We start from the raw sequence: 14418 nt of genomic DNA on the forward strand, positions 1-14418 counted from the left end.
GAATCGGGAGATATAGACAATGGCTCGTTACACCGGCCCCATCACCAAGAAGTCCCGTCGCCTCAAGCTCGACCTCGTCGGCGGCGACAAGAACTTCGAGCTCCGTCCCTTCCCCCCGGGCCAGCACGGCCGTCGGCGGATCCAGGAGAAGGAGTACCTGACCCAGCTGCAGGAGAAGCAGAAGGCTCGCTTCACCTACGGCGTCATGGAGAAGCAGTTCGTCCGCTACTACAAGGAAGCGGCGAACCGCCCCGGCCAGACCGGCCACAACCTGATGATCATCCTCGAGTCGCGACTCGACAACGTCATCTACCGCGCCGGTCTCGCTCGCACCCGTCGTCACGCGCGTCAGCTCGTCACGCACGGCCACTTCGAGGTCAACGGCACGCGCGTCGACGTCCCCAGCTACCGCGTCGAGAAGTTCGACATCATCACGGTGCGCAAGCAGTCCGTGGAGAGCTTCCCGATCAAGCTGGCTCGTGAGACGTTCGGCGAGCGCCCCACCCCGGCCTGGTTCCAGGTCGTCCCGGGTTCGCTGCAGGTGCTCATCCACCAGCTGCCGACCCGCGAGCAGATCGACACGCCGCTCACCGAGCAGCTCATCGTCGAGTACTACTCGAAGAACTGATCCACCACCGTCGTGGGTGGCGACATCGCGTCGCCACCCACGACGAGTGCCGGGCCAGGTCGCGGACAGAGCCGACCTGACCGCCGGGTCATGACCGGCAGCATTCACGAGGCGTCATATAGCGGTCGCCCGTGGGAAGGATTGACACCGTGCTCATCGCACAGCGCCCCACCCTCAGCGAAGAGGTCATTGCGGACAACCGCAGCCGCTTCGTCATCGAGCCCCTCGAGCCCGGCTTCGGCTACACGCTCGGCAACTCGCTTCGCCGCACGCTCCTCTCGAGCATCCCCGGCGCGGCCACCACGAGCATCCGCGTCGACGGCGTGCTCCACGAGTTCTCCACGATCCCCGGGGTCAAGGAGGACGTCACCGAGATCATCCTCAACATCAAGGGTCTGGTCGTCTCCTCGGAGAACGACGAGCCCGTCGTGATGTACCTGCGCAAGCAGGGTGCCGGCGCCGTCACGGCCGCCGACATCGCCCCGCCGGCCGGCGTCGAGATCCACAACCCGGACCTCTACATCGCCACGCTCAACGACAAGGGCTCCATCGAGATGGAGCTGACGGTCGAGCGCGGTCGCGGCTACGTCTCCGCGGCGCAGAACAAGTCCGGCGACCAGGAGATCGGCCGCATCCCGGTCGACTCCATCTACTCGCCGGTCCTCGCCGTCACCTACAAGGTCGAGGCGACCCGTGTCGAGCAGCGCACGGACTTCGACCGGCTCGTGGTCGACGTCGAGACCAAGAACGCGATCGCCCCGCGCGATGCCATGGCCTCGGCCGGCAAGACCCTCGTCGAGCTCTTCGGCCTGGCGCGCGAGCTCAACGTCGAGGCGGAGGGCATCGACATGGGCCCGTCCCCGACGGATGCCGCCCTCGCCGCAGACCTTGCCCTGCCCATCGAGGACCTCGACCTCACGGTCCGTTCCTACAACTGCCTCAAGCGCGAGGGCATCCACTCCGTGGGTGAGCTCGTCGGTCGCAGCGAGGCGGACCTGCTCGACATCCGCAACTTCGGTGCGAAGTCGATCGATGAGGTCAAGGCCAAGCTCCACGAGATGGGCCTCGCGCTCAAGGACAGCCCGCCCGGGTTCGACCCGAGCGCCATCATCGCCAACTACGGCGACGACTATGACGAGTCGGGGGACGACGACCAGTCGTTCGCCGAGGACGAGCAGCTCTGACCCACTAGAACTCATGGCCCACACCGCCGGGTGAACCCCGGGAGATCGGTGAGGTCAGACCTTCAAGGAGAAACACAATGCCTACCCCCACCAAGGGTCCCCGTCTCGGAGGCGGGCCGGCGCACGAGCGCCTCATGCTCGCCAACCTGGCCCAGTCGCTCTTCGAGCACGACTCGATCACGACGACGCAGGCCAAGGCCAAGCGCCTTCGCCCGCTCGCCGAGCGCCTGATCACCTTCGCCAAGCGCGGTGACCTGCACGCGCGTCGTCGCGTGATGACGGTCGTCCGTGACAAGGGTGTCGTCCACCGCCTCTTCGTCGAGATCGCGCCCGACATGGCCGAGCGCGAGGGTGGCTACACCCGCATCACGAAGATTGCCCCGCGCAAGGGCGACAACGCCCCCATGGCGGTCATCGAGCTCGTCCGCGAGCCCGTCGCCAAGAAGGCCACCGTCAAGGAGGCCACCGCGGCCACCAAGCGTGCGGCCAAGGACGCCGAGGCCGCGCCGGCTGCCGAGGAGGCCCCCGCCACCGAGCCCGCGACGCTCGTCGACGCGGACGCTGCTGCGGACACCGACGCTGCTGCTGCGACCGACGCCACCGAGGGCACGGAGGCCGCTGCGGCCGTCGAGCTCCCCGAGGGCGCTGTCGCCGCGACGGCCGACGGCTCCGCTCCCGAGGGTTACCCGATCAAGGGCAACGCCGACTCGGGCAAGTACCACGAGCCCGACGGCCAGTGGTACGACGCCACGGTCGCCGAGTTCTGGTTCGCCTCCGCGGAGGACGCCGAGAAGGCCGGTTTCACGAAGGCCGGCGGCGGCAACTGATCGCCGTCCCTGCTGATCGAGAGCCGCTCACCCTCACGGGTGGGCGGCTCTCGTCGTGCCACTAGGGTGCAGCCATGCCCGCCGACCAGCCCGTCCCCGAGGGACGCCCGATGCGGCTGCGTCTCGACCTCGCGTACGACGGCACCGAGTTCTCCGGTTGGGCGGCGCAGCCGGGTCTGCGGACGGTCGAAGGGGAGTTGTCCCAGGCCCTGACGAGGCTGCTGCGAGCCCCGGAGCCCATCCGGGTGACCGTCGCTGGTCGCACCGACGCCGGGGTCCACGCCCGCGGACAGGTCGTGCACGCCGACGTCGATCCGCTCGCGTGGTCGGCCGTTCCCGGCCGGTCCGATCGTCCGCCGCCGGAGGCCGCCGTCAGTCGGCTCAACGGCATCCTGCCCGCCGACATCGTGGTGCGCCGCTGCGCGCCCGCCCCCGAGGGGTTCGACGCCCGCTTCGCCGCGACGTCGCGTCGCTACCGGTACCGCATCGAGGACCGCCCGGGCGCCCTGGACCCCCTTCGTCGTCGTGACACGGTCCTGGTCAAGCATGCCCTCGACGTTGCGGCCATGGATGATGCCGCGGGCTCCCTGGTCGGTCTTCAGGACTTCGCCGCCTTCTGCAAGAAGCGCGAAGGGGCGACGACGGTCCGCACGCTGCTCGAGTATGGGTGGGCCCGGGACGACGAGGGCGTCCTCGAGGCGACGGTCGTGGCCGACGCCTTCTGCCACTCGATGGTTCGAGCGCTCGTCGGCGCCGTCGTGCCGGTGGGGGAGGGGCGGGTTCCGGTCTCCTTCGCACGCGAGGTCCTGCTCGGTCGCGTCCGTGATCCGCGGGTCAAGGTCATGCCGGCCCACGGCCTGTCGCTCGAGCAGGTCTCCTACCCGAGCGACGACGGTCTCGCCGCCCGCGCCGAGCAGGCCCGGGCCAGGCGGTCGCTCGACGACGTGGACCACTCCTGAGGGGACCTCGCCCTCAGACGGACGGTTCGCGCGGCGGACGGTCGGGGTCGATCGGATACGCGTACGTGTAGACGGCAACCCGGCGGGCGGTCGGGTTGCCCTGGCCAACCCTGGCCCACTTCTCGAGTACGGCGTCGAGGTCGGCGCGCAGCGCCTCCTGTTGGTCTGCGGTGACGAGCACGGCGCCGTCGCGGAACCCGAGTCCGTCGCGCCAGCGCGCCGGCCATCGGTCCTGGGCATCGAGCCAGGCCTCGGCGTGCTCGGCGAAGTGCGCGACGTAGTCCCGGTCGAGCCACTGCAGGGAGGCGTCGAGGTCGTCGTCGTCGGCCAGTTCCGACGGCAGCCAGCGCGCCCGATGGGGGGTGGCCTCCCAGAGTCGTCGCCGGCCTCGTCCGCCGGGGACGTCCCGGACCAGTCCCACGGCGGCGAGCTGACGCAGGTGGTAGGACGTGGCGCCGGAGTTTGTCCCGAGATCGGCGGCGAGGTCCGTGGCCGTGGCCGTGCCCCGACTGCGCAGACCGGCGAGCAGGCGGGCCCGCAGGGGGTGAGCCAACACCCGGACGGCATCCGCCGGGAGGGCCTCCGCCGTGTCGGATTCAGAGGCGGATTCAGAGGCGGATTCAGCGGCTGAATCGGCGCGAACATCGGGCATGTGTGCACAATACCTTTGCAAAGAACTGTTGCACAATACCCCGGTGGTGGCGGCCACGACGGCGTTTGTGCTGGTCACAGAGCCAGCGGGCCCCCTTCGCCGTGATTTGGGCCTCCCGTGAACACTCCGTAAACTTGAGGACGTTGTGCTGCGCGCCCTCCAGGGCGCACGAATGCGAACGCCCTCGGGCGCACGTGGCACACGATCCCATTTCAGGAACGAGTGAAGGCAAGAACTTTGCGCACCTACACCCCGAAGCCGGGCGACGTCACCCGCGCGTGGCACATCATCGACGCGACGGACGTCGTGCTCGGTCGCCTCGCGAGCCAGGCCGCCATCCTCCTGCGCGGCAAGCACAAGACGATTTTCGCCCCGCACGTCGACACCGGTGACTTCGTCATCATCATCAACGCCGACAAGGTCGCCCTCACCGGCGCCAAGCTCGAGCAGAAGAAGGCCTACAGCCACTCCGGTTACCCGGGCGGTCTGAAGACCCAGTCCTACACCGAGCTCCTCGAGCGTCACCCGGAGAAGGCTGTGGAGAAGGCCATCCGTGGCATGCTCCCGCGCAACACCCTGGGCCGTCAGCAGCTCTCGAAGCTCAAGGTCTACGCCGGCGCCGAGCACCCGCACGCCGCCCAGCAGCCCAAGCCCTACACGATCTCCCAGGTCGCGCAGTAAGCGCCCGGTAGAAGAAGCAGACAGGAACCACAGTGGCTGACACCACCGAGAACCCCACCGCCGTCGAGGACGACGAGGTCGAGCTGACCGAGTACACCTCCGAGTCCGAAGGCCCCGTCTCCGACGAGCCCGTCCGTCGTCCGTCCGCCTCCGCTCCCGGTGCTGCCACCGGTCGCCGCAAGCAGGCCATCGCCCGCGTGCGCATCGTTCCGGGCACGGGCGAGTGGAAGATCAACGGTCGCACCCTCGAGCAGTACTTCCCGAACAAGGTCCACCAGCAGATCGTGAACGAGCCGCTCCGCGTGCTCGAGCTCGATGGCGCCTACGACGTGCTCGTGCGCGTCCACGGCGGTGGCCCCTCCGGTCAGGCCGGCGCGGTCCGCCTCGGCGTCGCCCGTTCGCTGAACGGAGTCGACGAGGAGCTGAACCGTCCCACCCTCAAGAAGGCTGGCTTCCTCACCCGCGACGCTCGCGTCCCGGAGCGCAAGAAGGCCGGTCTCAAGAAGGCCCGCAAGGCTCCGCAGTACAGCAAGCGCTGATCCGAGCGCTGCACCGAACGGCCCCGTCACCCCTCAGGGTGGCGGGGCCGTTCCGCGTCGCGTGACCGTCCCGGTCCGCCCTGCGGGTATCGTCGGTTCGATGCCGGCGACCCGAGCGTCGCGCGCTTCTCCCTGAAAGGCACCCCTGATCCATGGCACGACTCTTCGGCACGGACGGCGTTCGCGGCCTGGCCAACGGCCTCATCACCCCTCACCTCGCTCTCGATCTGGCGATCGCCGCCGCGCAGGTGCTGCCCGACGCTGACGTCGTCGACGGGCGTCGTCCGCGCGCCGTCGTCGGGCGTGACCCGCGCGCCTCGGGTGAGTTCCTCTCCGCCGCCGTCTGCGCCGGCCTCGCCGGTGCGGGAGTCGACGTCCTCGATGCGGGTGTCCTGCCGACGCCCGCCATCGCCTACCTCACCGCGGACACCGGGGCCGATTTCGGCGTCATGCTGTCCGCCTCGCACAACGCCATGCCGGACAACGGCATCAAGTTCTTCGCGAAGGGGGGTCACAAGCTGGCCGATGCCGTCGAGGACGAGATCGAGGCCCGGCTCGGCCAGGACTTCGACCGACCGACCGGTGTGGACGTCGGCCGGATCACCCAGATGGCCGACGGGTCGAGCCGCTACATCCGTCACCTCCTCGGCGCACTGCCCCACCGCCTCAACGGTCAGGTCGTCGTCATCGACGCGGCCCACGGCGCGGCGAGTGACGTCTCGCCGGAGGTCTTCAGCCTCGCCGGTGCCGAGATCCACGTGATCGGTGCCCGCCCCGACGGGCTCAACATCAACGACGGCTACGGCTCGACCCACCTCGACAAGCTCAAGGCCGCGGTCCTCGAGCACCAGGCCGACATCGGCATCGCCCACGATGGGGATGCCGACCGCTGCCTCGCCGTCGACGCCGACGGCAACGAGGTCGACGGGGACCAGATCATGGGGATCCTCGCGCTCGCCCTGCGCGACCGTGGAGCCCTCGCCGACGACACCCTCGTCGCGACTGTGATGTCGAACCTCGGCCTTCTCCAGGCGATGGAGCGCGAGGGGATCAAGGTCGTTCAGGCCGGGGTCGGTGACCGCTACGTGCTCGAGGAGATGCGCGGCCGCCAGCTCTCCCTCGGTGGTGAGCAGTCCGGCCACGTCATCATGCTCGACCACGGAACGACGGGCGACGGCGTGCTGACCGGTCTGATGCTCGCGTCCCGGATGGCGCAGACCGGGCGCTCGCTCGCCGACCTCGCGGGGTTCATGACGCGGCTGCCGCAGGTGCTCGTCAACGTCAAGGGCGTCGACAAGGACCGCGCTGACAGTGACGAGGGTCTGCAGGCCGCCGTCCGCGCCGAGGAGGAGGCCCTGGCCGGCACCGGCCGGGTCCTGCTGCGCAAGTCCGGCACCGAGCCCGTCGTCCGGGTGATGGTGGAGGCGCCGACGCAGGGCGACGCGCAGGCCGCCGCCGACCGTCTCGCGGACGTCGTCCGGGACCGGCTCACTCTCGCCTGAGGGGCGTGGCGCTCGCGCCCTGCCGTAGGGTCGCGCGCATGGCCGACGTCACCGACAGCCCCACGACCGCCACCAACCCGCTCTTCGAGCCCAGCCCGCTCCCGTTCTCGCTGCCGCCCTTCGCGCAGATCCGACCGGAGCACTACGGGCCCGCCTTTGACGAGGGCATGGCCCGCCAGCGTGCGGAGGTTGAGGCGATCGCGACCAACCCGGAGCGGGCGACCTTCGACAACACGCTGGTGGCGCTCGAGCGCTCGGGCGAGCTGCTCGCCCGCGTGAGCGCGGCCTTCTTCGGGGTCTCGAGTGCCACGGCCACCGACGAGGTCCAGGCCATCCAGGAGGAGTACGCGCCGAAGCTGGCGGCCCACTCCGACGCCATCTCGCTCGACGCCCGCCTCCACGCGCGGATCCAGGCCGTGCGCGACGACGCGGAGGCGATGGCCGCCCTCGACGCCGAGTCGCGCCACCTCGTCGAGCGCTACCTGACGGAGTTCACCGTGGCCGGAGCTGGCCTCGACGACGCGGCGAAGGAGCAGTTGCGTGACCTCAACGGGCGGCTGGCTTCGCTGACGACCCGCTTCGAGAAGCGGCTGTTGGCCGATGCGAACGACCTCGCCGTCCTCGTCGACGACGTGGCGGTGCTCGACGGCCTCTCGTCGGGAGAGATCTCCGCGGCCGCCGAGGCGGCTCGGGAGCGCGGCCACGAGGGGAGCCACCTGCTGGCGCTCGTCCTGCCGACGAGCCACCCGCACCTCGCGTCCCTCACCGACCGCGGTCTGCGTCGCCGGCTGCACGAGGCGCAGCGGGCTCGCGGCAGCCGGGGCAACGAGAACGACACGACGGACCTCGTGCTCGAGATCGTGCGGCTGCGGGCGCAGCGGGCTCGCGTCCTCGGCTATCCGACGCACGCGCACGCCGTGCTCGCGGACTCGACCGCGCAGGCCCCGGAGCGGGTGTTCGAGCGGCTGGCGCCGATGGCCCGTGCCGCGGCCGCCAACGTCGCGGCCGAACGCGCCGTCCTCGAGTCGGAGGCCGGCGAACCCGTGGACGCGCCCGACTGGGCGTTCTGGACCGACCGGGTGCGCACGAGCCGCTATGACGTCGACTTCGCCGCCATGCGCCCCTACCTCGAGGCCGGCCGCGTCGTGCGGGACGGGATCTTCTTCGCGGCGGAGCGGCTCTTCGGGCTGACCTTCCACGAGCGGGAGGACCTGACCGGCTACCACCCGGACGTGCGCACCTTCGAGGTCCGGGAGGGGGACGGGACCCCCATCGGACTCTTCCTGCTGGACCTCTACGCACGGGACACGAAGAAGGGTGGCGCCTGGATGACGAGCCTCGTCACCCGGTCGACGCTGCGCGAGCAGCCGCACGCCGTCGTGACGAACAACCTCAACGTGCCCAAGCCCGCCCCCGGCGAGCCCACGCTGCTGACCTACGACCAGGTCACGACCCTCTTCCACGAGTTCGGTCACGCCCTGCACGGGCTCCTCGCAGAGGTGACCTACCCCCACTTCGGTGGCACCCGGGTCGTCCGGGACTTCGTCGAGTACCCGAGCCAGGTCAACGAGATGTGGATGCTGTGGCCGGAGGTGCTGGCCAACTACGCCGTCCACCACGAGACCGGTGAGCGGATGCCACAGGACGTCGTCGACCGACTCATCGCCGCCGAGTCGTTCAACCAGGGCTTCGCGACGAGCGAGTACCTCGCGGCCGCGCTGCTCGACCAGGCGTGGCACGCCCTCGACGTGGAGGAGGCGGAGGCCGTCACGGACGTGGCTGCCTTCGAGGCTCAGGCGTTGGCGAAGGTCGGCCTCGACAACCCGATCGTGCCGCCGCGGTACTCGACGCCGTACTTCGCGCACGCCTTCTCGTTCGCCTATGACGCGCAGTACTACGCCTACATCTGGAGCGAGGTGCTCGACGCCGACACCGGGGCGTGGTTCCGCGAGAACGGTGGACTCACCCGCGAGAACGGCGACCGCTACCGGCGTCACGTGGTCGGCATCGGCGGCTCGATGGACCCGCTCGCGAGCTACCGCGTGTTCCGCGGCGCGGACGCCGATCCGCGCCATCTGCTCGAGCGGCGCGGCCTCACCGGGTGACCACGTCGACAACTCGGCGTCAGCCGAGTCAGGCGTCGACCAAACGGGGTCAGAGCGTGGGCTCGAGCAGCCCCGTGTCGACGTCGTAGACGAAGCCGCCCACGGCCACCGCCTCGGGCACCAGCGGGTGCGAGCGCACGGCCGCGACGTCCTGGGCGAGGGCGGACCGCTGGTCGCGGATGACATGGAAGCCCTGCCAGGAGGCATCGACGCCGGCGGACCGGCCGACCCTCTCGCGGAGCTCCTCCTCGGTGGAGGACGTCATCGCGCATCGGGTGTGCGGGATGATCAGGATGCGGTTGACGCCAAGCAGGTGCACGCCGAGGACGAGGGCCTCGAGGGCCGCCGCCGTCACGCGCCCACCGGGGTTGCGGAAGATCTTGGCGTCGCCGGGGGAGAGCCCGAGCATGCCCAGGGGATCGATCCGGCTGTCCATGCACGTGACCACCGCGACGCCCGCGTGGGCGACGCCGTCGAACCCGCTCAGGGTGAACGTGTCGGCGAAGTGGCGGTTGGCGTCGAGAAGGTCGGCGAAGGGGGAGGTGTCAGGCGCAGTCACGGCGCTCAGACTAGGCCCGGGCGCTTGGGAATGGTCGTGGCAAGGGGCTTTGTCACACTGGCGAAGAAGTCGTTGCCCTTGTCGTCGACGACGATGAAGGCGGGGAAGTCCTCGACCTCGATCTTCCAGATCGCTTCCATCCCGAGCTCCGGGTACTCGAGCACCTCGACGGACTTGATGCAGTCCTGCGCGAGGCGCGCAGCGGGACCGCCGATCGAGCCGAGGTAGAAGCCGCCGTGGGTGTCGCAGGCCTGCGTCACCTGGGCGCTGCGGTTCCCCTTCGCGAGCATCACCATCGAGCCGCCCGCGGCCTGGAACTGCTCGACGTAGGAGTCCATCCGCCCGGCCGTCGTGGGTCCGAACGATCCGGAGGCCATGCCCTCGGGCGTCTTCGCCGGACCGGCGTAGTAGACGGGGTGGTCCTTGAGGTAGTCGGGCATCTCCTCGCCGGCGTCGAGGCGCTCCTTGATCTTCGCGTGGGCGATGTCGCGGGCGACGACGAGCGGGCCGGTCAGGGACAGGCGCGTCTTCACCGGGTGGCGCGAGAGCTCCGCGAGGATGTCCGGCATCGGCCGGTTGAGGTCGATCTCCACGACGGCGCCCTGACCCGTGGAGGAGGCCCCCACGGCCTCGTCGGCGCCGGCCAGCGACTCGTGGGTCGGCTCGGGGAGGAAGTGGGCCGGGTCGGTCTCGAGCTGCTCGATGAAGACGCCCTCGGGCGTGATCTTGCCGAGCACCTGGCGGTCGGCGGAGCAGGAGACGGCGATGGCGACGGGCAGGGAGGCGCCGTGCCGGGGGAGGCGCACGACGCGCACGTCGTGGCAGAAGTACTTGCCGCCGAACTGCGCACCGATCCCGAAGTTGCGGGTCAGCTCGAGCACCTGCTCCTCGAGCTCGGTGTCCCGGAACCCGCGGGCGGTGGCGGCGTCGCCGGTCGTGGGGAGGGCATCGAGGTACTTCGCCGAGGCGTACTTCGCCGTCTTGAGGGCAAACTCGGCGCTCGTGCCACCGATGACGATGGCGAGGTGGTAGGGCGGGCAGGCCGCCGTCCCGAGTGAGCGCAGCTTCTCGTCGAGGAAGGCGAGCATCCGCTCGGGGTTCAGGATCGCCTTCGTCTCCTGGTACAGGAAGGACTTGTTGGCGCTGCCCCCGCCCTTGGCCATGAAGAGGAACTTGTACGTCGTCTCGTGGCCGGGCGCGGTGTCGGCGTATAGCTCGATCTGCGCGGGGAGGTTGGACCCGGTGTTCTTCTCGTCCCACATCGTCACCGGCGCCATCTGCGAATAGCGCAGGTTGAGTCGCGTGTAGGCGTCGTAGACGCCCTGGGAGATGGCCCGCTCGTCGGTGCCCTCGGTGAGCACGTGCTGGCCGCGCTTGCCCATGACGATGGCGGTGCCGGTGTCCTGACACATCGGGAGCACGCCCCCGGCCGCGATGTTCGCGTTCTTGAGCAGGTCCAGCGCGACGAACTTGTCGTTGTTGCTCGCCTCGGGGTCGTCGAGGATGCTCGCCAGCTGCGTGAGGTGCGCCGGACGCAGATAGTGCGCGATGTCGTGCATGGCCGTCTCGGTGAGCAGGCGCATGGCCTCGGGTGCCACCTGGAGGAAGGTGCGTCCGCCGGGACCCTCGACGACCTCGACACCCTCGGTGCTCAGCTGTCGGTACATGGTCTCGTCGGCGCCGATCGGCAGCAGGTCCTCGTAGGCGAAGGTGGCCATGGGTGTGGGTTCCTCTCTCACAACTCGTCGAGGCTGGGGGCATAGGCGCCGGCCCGGCCGACGGTCAGACCACTGCAGGCACTGCCGCGCTCGATGGCAGGTCGGACCGAGGCCAGTGTCGCCTCTCGCAGGCGCGCACGTGCAGCCGGGTCCCCCAGGAGGTCGAGCGCGAGGAGCCCCGAGAGGAGCCCCGCCATGAAGGAGTCGCCTGCGCCGACGGTGTCGACGACCTCCCCGGCGACCGACGGCAGCGCAGCGGGCTCGGGGGAGGAGGCGGTGCGCCAGATGACGCCGTCGGGGCCGCGGGTGATGACGACGAGGGAGGGGCCGAGGGCCAACCATCGCTCGACGACGCCCTCGAGGTCGACGTCGTCGCCGTACAGCGCGGGAAGGTCGTCCTCGCTCGCCTTGACGACGTCGCTGAGGGCGATGACCGCCTCGATCTGCTCGCGCAGTCCGGGGCGATCGCCGACGATGCTCGGACGGACATTGGGGTCGAAGGAGATCGTCGCCATGGCGGCGGCCCGACCGATCGCGTCGAGCACGTCGGCGGCGCCGGGGTCGAGGGCCGCGGCGATGGACCCGGTGTGGACGTGGCTCACGACCTCCGGGAGCCGGATGCGTCCGGGCTCCCACGCGATGTCGAAGGTGTACGTGGCCGCTCCCGAGGAGTCGAGCTCGGCCAACGCGACGGACGTGGGGGCGCCGGACGCGGCCGTTCCCTCCGAGAGTTGGACGCCGTGCCGCTGCAGGTGCGCCTGGATGCGTTGGCCGCGGTCGTCCTGACCGAGGCAGGTGGCGAGCTCGACGTCGTGGTCGAGGCGGGCCAGACCGACGGCGACGTTGGCGGGGGAGCCCCCGACGTGTTCGGTCGTCTCGTCGTCCGCGTGCCGGATGACATCCATCAACGCCTCGCCGATGACGAGGACGCGGGGGCGGGGCGCGGTCATCGGTTCAGGCCCGCGTGGCGCCGGTGAGGTTGACGTCGCTGTAGGCGCTCAGCTTGGAGAGTCGGTGCTCACTCTCGATCCGGCGGATCGTGCCGGACTTGCTGCGCATGACCAGGGAGTGCGTCGTGGCGCCACCGGAGCGGTAGCGCACACCCTTCAGCAGTTCGCCGTCCGTGATGCCGGTCGCGACGAAGAAGCAGTTGTCGCTGGAGACGAGGTCGTCCGTGGACAGGACGGCGTCGAGGTCGTGGCCGGCGTCGAGGGCCCGCTGGCGTTCCTCGTCGTCCTTGGGCCAGAGCGTGCCCTGGATGACGCCGCCGAGGCACTTGATGGCGCAGGCCGTGATGATGCCCTCGGGCGTCCCGCCGATGCCCACGAGCAGGTCGATCCCGGTCTCCGGACGGGCGGCCATGATCGCGCCGGCGACGTCGCCATCGGAGATGAACCGGATCCTGGCGCCCGCGTCGCGGATCTCCTGCGCGAGCGTGTCATGCCGGGGCCGGTCGAGCAGGACGACCGTGACGTCCGTGGCGGACACGCCCTTCACCTTCGCGATCCGGCGGATGTTCTCCTTCACGGGCAGGCGGATGTCGACGACGTCCGCGGCCTCCGGGCCGGTGACGAGCTTGTCCATGTAGAAGACGGCGCTCGGGTCGTACATGCTCCCGCGGTCCGAGACGGCGAGCACCGACACGGCATTGGACTGGCCCTTCGACGTCAGGGTCGTGCCGTCGATGGGGTCCACCGCGACGTCGCAGTCCGGGCCGCTGCCGTCCCCGACCCGCTCCCCGTTGAAGAGCATCGGCGCCTCGTCCTTCTCGCCCTCACCGATGACGACGGTGCCGTTCATGGCGACGGTGGAGATGAGGTGGCGCATCGCCTCGACGGCGGCGCCGTCCGCCTGGTTCTTGTCACCGCGGCCGACCCAGCGGCCCCCTGCCAGTGCGGCCGCCTCGGTGACCCGGACGAGTTCGAGGGCGAGGTTGCGGTCCGGCTCCTCGGTGCTCACTCGGAGCGTGGGCGGCATGGGCTGGTCAGGCATTCGTCGTCCTTCACACGGCGGTGGGTGTCACCTGACTCTAGCGTCGGGCGACGGGCGCACTGGGCCGGTTTCGGCGTGGGCTCCGCCACGGGGACAATGGACCCATGAGTAGCCAGTCCCCGACGCCGACCGGGCCAGCCCCGCGCAGCCACTACGCCAACGGGACGGCGGGCAATGTCATCCGCTCGATGCTGGTGATCGGGGCACTGGTGGCCATCGTCTACCTCGCCATCGCGCGCACCGAGACCGTCCAGCGGCAGTCGATCGACGTCGCTCTCGCGGCACAGTCGGCGAGCGAGCAGACGGACTGGCCGATCGAGGTGCCCACGGGGCTGGACGAGGAGTGGTCGGCGACCCTCGCACGCTTCGCCGCGACCGACGAACCCCCGACCTGGCGCGTGGGCTACCAGTCCGGTCACGACACCCACGTCGCCTACGCCCAGGCGAAGGACGCCCCGGCCACCTGGGTGACGGAGCAGTTGCGCGGGGCCAGCGGTGACGGCAGCGTCACGACGCCGGACGGTCGCGAATGGCAGCGCCACATCAGCGAGGACGGACAGACGCGGCTGCTCACGCAGGTGCCGCCGGGGCGGAAGGGGCTCACGACCGTCCTGCGCGGGACGGGTGCGTGGGACGAGGTCGTCGACTTCGCCGGACACCTGAGCCCGGCGGTCGGCGCCGGGGCCTCGAGCAGCGGCGGCTGACGAGGGTCGGTTGACGGCGGTGGCCGGCGCTGGGCGGATCAGCCCTGGTCGGGCGTCGCGTCGCTGACGGCCGCTTCGGCCTTGTCGAGCCACTGCGTGCAGTGGTCCGCCAGTGCTTCGCCGCGCTGCCACAGCCGCATGGATTCCTCGAGGTCGACCTGGCCGGACTCGAGGCGGGCGACCAGCGCGGTCAACTCGTCGCGCGCCTGCTCGTAGCTGAGGCCCGCGACGTCGCTGACGTCCACCTGCGGGCCACCGTGGGGGGCGCCCTCCTCGGGTGCGTCGGCCTCACGGGGGTCCTCCTGCACGGGGTCCACCTGCGCCGAGTCTGCCTTGCGGGAAGGGTTTGCCATGGCGGCCACTGTAGG

At 70.3% G+C, this 14418-nt stretch carries 15 protein-coding genes; 9 read left to right on the forward strand and 6 right to left on the reverse strand.

Going from position 1 to position 14418, the window contains the following annotated elements; all coding sequences use genetic code 11:
* Nucleotides 1-19: 19 nt before the first annotated feature.
* The 4 genes from rpsD to truA all read left to right on the forward strand — a co-directional run bounded on the left by rpsD (nt 20) and on the right by truA (nt 3598).
* A complete protein-coding gene (gene rpsD / locus ACQBAS_RS02720) occupies nt 20-628 on the forward strand; it encodes a 30S ribosomal protein S4 (protein WP_427384835.1) in 609 nt (202 codons plus the stop codon).
* A 149-nt stretch (nt 629-777) separates the two neighbouring features.
* The gene (locus tag ACQBAS_RS02725) at nt 778-1812 is read left to right on the forward strand and encodes a DNA-directed RNA polymerase subunit alpha (protein WP_427384836.1); all 1035 of its coding nucleotides are present in this window, start codon (nt 778-780) and stop codon (nt 1810-1812) included.
* Between the two features lie 77 nt (nt 1813-1889).
* On the forward strand, nt 1890-2639 hold the full coding sequence (gene rplQ, locus ACQBAS_RS02730) for a 50S ribosomal protein L17 (protein ID WP_427384837.1): 750 nt from the start codon (nt 1890-1892) through the stop codon (nt 2637-2639).
* A 110-nt stretch (nt 2640-2749) separates the two neighbouring features.
* Nucleotides 2750-3598 (forward strand): tRNA pseudouridine(38-40) synthase TruA, encoded by an 849-nt coding sequence (truA, locus tag ACQBAS_RS02735; protein ID WP_427385566.1) that lies wholly within the window; start codon nt 2750-2752, stop codon nt 3596-3598.
* 13 nt (nt 3599-3611) lie between these two features.
* Here the strand turns inward: truA and ACQBAS_RS02740 are convergent, their stop codons facing one another.
* Nucleotides 3612-4154 carry a helix-turn-helix domain-containing protein gene (locus ACQBAS_RS02740; protein ID WP_427384838.1) on the reverse strand — a complete coding sequence of 181 codons (543 nt, stop codon included), beginning with the start codon at nt 4152-4154 and terminating at the stop codon, nt 3612-3614.
* Nucleotides 4155-4487: 333 nt separating this feature from the next.
* Between ACQBAS_RS02740 and rplM the strand changes: the two genes are divergently transcribed.
* From rplM to ACQBAS_RS02760, 4 genes are all read left to right on the forward strand, one after another.
* Complete coding sequence (rplM, locus tag ACQBAS_RS02745; protein ID WP_427384839.1) at nt 4488-4931, forward strand: 50S ribosomal protein L13; 444 nt, start codon at nt 4488-4490, stop codon at nt 4929-4931.
* Between the two features lie 32 nt (nt 4932-4963).
* Nucleotides 4964-5470, forward strand: coding sequence for a 30S ribosomal protein S9 (rpsI, locus tag ACQBAS_RS02750; protein ID WP_427384840.1), 507 nt, complete (start codon nt 4964-4966; stop codon nt 5468-5470).
* Between the two features lie 152 nt (nt 5471-5622).
* Entirely contained in the window at nt 5623-6972 is a 1350-nt protein-coding gene (gene glmM, locus ACQBAS_RS02755; protein ID WP_427384841.1) for a phosphoglucosamine mutase, read from the forward strand.
* A 38-nt stretch (nt 6973-7010) separates the two neighbouring features.
* Nucleotides 7011-9077: a M3 family metallopeptidase gene (locus ACQBAS_RS02760; RefSeq protein WP_427384843.1), complete on the forward strand. Its 2067-nt coding sequence runs from the start codon at nt 7011-7013 to the stop codon at nt 9075-9077.
* Nucleotides 9078-9126: 49 nt separating this feature from the next.
* On the opposite strand, the gene ACQBAS_RS02765 is transcribed toward ACQBAS_RS02760, so the two are convergent.
* The 4 genes from ACQBAS_RS02765 to glpX are packed head-to-tail and all read right to left on the reverse strand — an operon-like array spanning nt 9127 to nt 13346.
* Nucleotides 9127-9645, reverse strand: coding sequence for a beta-class carbonic anhydrase (locus ACQBAS_RS02765; protein WP_427385567.1), 519 nt, complete (start codon nt 9643-9645; stop codon nt 9127-9129).
* The gene (locus ACQBAS_RS02770; RefSeq protein ID WP_427384844.1) at nt 9642-11354 is read right to left on the reverse strand and encodes a fumarate hydratase; all 1713 of its coding nucleotides are present in this window, start codon (nt 11352-11354) and stop codon (nt 9642-9644) included. The genes ACQBAS_RS02765 and ACQBAS_RS02770 overlap by 4 nt, the downstream gene beginning before the upstream one ends.
* A 17-nt stretch (nt 11355-11371) precedes the next feature.
* The gene (locus ACQBAS_RS02775; RefSeq protein WP_427384845.1) at nt 11372-12304 is read right to left on the reverse strand and encodes a carbohydrate kinase family protein; all 933 of its coding nucleotides are present in this window, start codon (nt 12302-12304) and stop codon (nt 11372-11374) included.
* 4 nt (nt 12305-12308) lie between these two features.
* Nucleotides 12309-13346 (reverse strand): class II fructose-bisphosphatase, encoded by a 1038-nt coding sequence (gene glpX / locus ACQBAS_RS02780; protein ID WP_427384846.1) that lies wholly within the window; start codon nt 13344-13346, stop codon nt 12309-12311.
* Nucleotides 13347-13450: 104 nt separating this feature from the next.
* Between glpX and ACQBAS_RS02785 the strand changes: the two genes are divergently transcribed.
* The gene (locus tag ACQBAS_RS02785; protein ID WP_427384848.1) at nt 13451-14050 is read left to right on the forward strand and encodes a DUF4245 domain-containing protein; all 600 of its coding nucleotides are present in this window, start codon (nt 13451-13453) and stop codon (nt 14048-14050) included.
* Between the two features lie 38 nt (nt 14051-14088).
* Here ACQBAS_RS02785 and ACQBAS_RS02790 read toward each other — a convergent pair whose 3' ends face one another.
* A complete protein-coding gene (locus ACQBAS_RS02790) occupies nt 14089-14403 on the reverse strand; it encodes an exodeoxyribonuclease VII small subunit (RefSeq protein WP_427384849.1) in 315 nt (104 codons plus the stop codon).
* Between the last annotated feature and the right edge of the window lie 15 nt (nt 14404-14418).

Origin of the sequence: Janibacter zhaoxuefangae, assembly GCF_050271985.1 — a bacterium.
In the GTDB taxonomy this organism is placed as follows: Bacteria; Actinomycetota; Actinomycetes; order Actinomycetales; family Dermatophilaceae.